Here is a 2,349-nt window from a genome sequence, read left to right as displayed (position 1 = left end):
AAGGCAGCAGAGGCGAAATACGCCAATGCGATTGCTGCTACCGATATAGTTGTCGAATAAGGCTATCACCATTGATAAAGAGGCCGTCTGAAAGTTTCAGACGGCCTTGATAAATGCCGTTTTTTTAACTTAGCTTACGCTTGAGACTGAATAATTAAAACTCTGAAGCCACCAGCACACTGCCTCCGTCGTCCCGCTTGACCAAACGCCAAACACAATAACCTTTCCAAATTTCCGTTGTGCCGTTTAGAAGGTGCTTGTAATACTCTCCCCTTTCGGGAAAAACTTCGCCTTTTTCAAAATGTCGTTCTATCGCGTTCTCAAGATCGTCCGGTATCCACATCCCGGCATAAGGTGCTTCCAAAGGTCTCTCACGGTAAACAGGCATCAGTTCCTGCTTCGTCCCTTTAGGATCAAAAATCCCGTTTTCAAAATTGGCATTATCCCAGCGATGCAGCCAGTAATAGCCCTGGGAAGCTGAGTAGCGGTTTTTGCCGTTGCCGAAAGCAGTATGCAGCGAATCATTCAGCTTTTGCGTCAGTATCGGCCGCATCAGGTTGTTCACTACCAGGTAATTAATAGGCAACGGTTTGGTTTTATCTCCCAAGTCGGGAAACTTCCCTGCTTTGAATACCATGGTGCCGTTATAGGTCTTCAGCGTAATGTCCGGATAATGGTTTAAAACGTTTTGGATTTCCATGCTGTTCAATTTATCTTGGAACGTCTTGCCGACAAGTGTGTACCAGCTGATAGATTTTATACCTTCGTACCAAAGGAGGGTTATGGGTGAATCTGAATCAGGTGTTACCCCCCAATAACGTTTGGTCACAGCGTATTCATAAAATTGGTATTTATAGTAGGAATCAGGGAGGGCAATGGTCAGTCCGGCATAGCCGTGGAAAATATCAAACTGTTTGCAAAAATATTCCACCCAATCTTCGAATTCCTGCTGTTAGGCAGTGGTCGATAAAAAGGACAAAGGCAGGGTAATTTGAAGGCAAGACAATCCTTTTTCATCTATTGGGTGGGAGGATAGGGTTTTGAATTGATATTCCGGAGCCCTTTGGCCATATTCCGTATCCGAAGTAAGCACACATTCTAATCTGCGTCCTGATTCGGCATTTTTAATGGTACGGTCTATTTTATTTTGAAATGTGGTCGGATTGAGCCGTGCAAAACGGCGCATGTCTGTCCAAAAATGCATTTTCAAATACCCATGGTACTTTGAATAAAAGCGTTCGGCAGCTTCCAGCGTCTTGCGTTGTCCCGCTACCGAACCTCCGCCCGTGTAGTAGATCAATATGGTCAGTCCCAGACGGGCATTGATATTGTAGTCTTCGTCATACATCAGGATTTCATCGGCTTCCCGTTGCAGTGATTCATATAGTTTGGTTGTCATATTGCCCCTATTCTGGCGTTTCTTACATTTAAGGCCGTCTGAAAGTAAAACTCCATATTTCAGACGGCCTGAGACCTTTGCAAAAAAGTCCTTTTGACATTTCCCCCATACTTTGCCTTCATTTCATTGGCGTAATCATCAAGCTGCTTCAAATAGATTTGATGTGTAATCAAATATCTCAAATATAACGACTATAGCCGCATAAACTGTCAAATAAGGCAATCAACATTGCTAAAGAGGCCGTCTGAAAGTTTCAGACGACCTTTGATAGTCATCGACTAAAATTCCGAAGCTACCAATACACTGCCTCCGTCGTCCCGCTTGACCAAACGCCAGATACAAAAGCCTTTCCTAATTTCCGTTGTGCCGTTTAGAAGGTGCTTGTAATACTCTCCCCTTTCGGGAAAAACTTCCCCTTCTTCAAAATGTCGTTCTATCGCGTTCTCCAAATTATCGGGTATCCACATTCCTGCATAAGGGGCTTCCAAAGGCTTTTGACGGTAAACAGGCATCAGTTCCTGCTTCGTCCCTTTAGGATCAAAAATCCCGTTTTCAAAATTGGCATTATCCCAGCGATGCAGCCAGTAATAACCCTGTGAGGTTGAATAACGGTTTTTGCCGTTGCCGAAGGCAGTATGTAATGAGTCGTTCAGCTTTTGTGTCAGTATCGGCCGCATCAGGTTGTTTACTACCAGGTAATTAATGGGCAACGGTTTGGTTTTATCTCCCAAGTCGGGAAACTTCCCTGCTCTAAATACCATGGTACCGTTATAGGTCTTCAGCGTAATGTCCGGATAATGGCTCAAAACGTTTTGGATTTCCATGCTGTTCAATTTATCTTGGAACGCCTTGCCGACAAGGGTATACCAACTGACGGACTTAATGCCCTCGTACCATAGAGAGTCATCATGTCCACCTGAATCGGGTGTTACCCCCCAATAGCGTTTGGT

Annotated in this window: 2 protein-coding genes and 1 pseudogene; all 3 read right to left on the bottom strand. The window is 44.4% G+C overall.

Going from position 1 to position 2,349, the window contains the following annotated elements:
- Nucleotides 1–154 precede the first annotated feature (154 nt).
- Nucleotides 155–934, bottom strand: a pseudogene (locus tag ACTHUG_RS11200) (type VI immunity family protein); the annotation flags it as partial.
- An 18-nt stretch (nt 935–952) separates the two neighbouring features.
- Nucleotides 953–1,399 carry a type VI immunity family protein gene (locus ACTHUG_RS11195; RefSeq protein ID WP_440386808.1) on the bottom strand — a complete coding sequence of 149 codons (447 nt, stop codon included), beginning with the start codon at nt 1,397–1,399 and terminating at the stop codon, nt 953–955.
- Nucleotides 1,400–1,677: 278 nt separating this feature from the next.
- The coding region (locus tag ACTHUG_RS11190) for a type VI immunity family protein (RefSeq protein ID WP_440386807.1) at nt 1,678–2,349 on the bottom strand (672 nt) is incomplete at its 5' end.

This window comes from Neisseria sp. P0022.S009 (assembly GCF_051956675.1).
In the GTDB taxonomy this organism is placed as follows: domain Bacteria; phylum Pseudomonadota; class Gammaproteobacteria; order Burkholderiales; family Neisseriaceae; genus Neisseria.
Note: the sequence above shows the minus strand (reverse complement) of the source record. Positions and strands in the feature narration are given on the sequence as shown.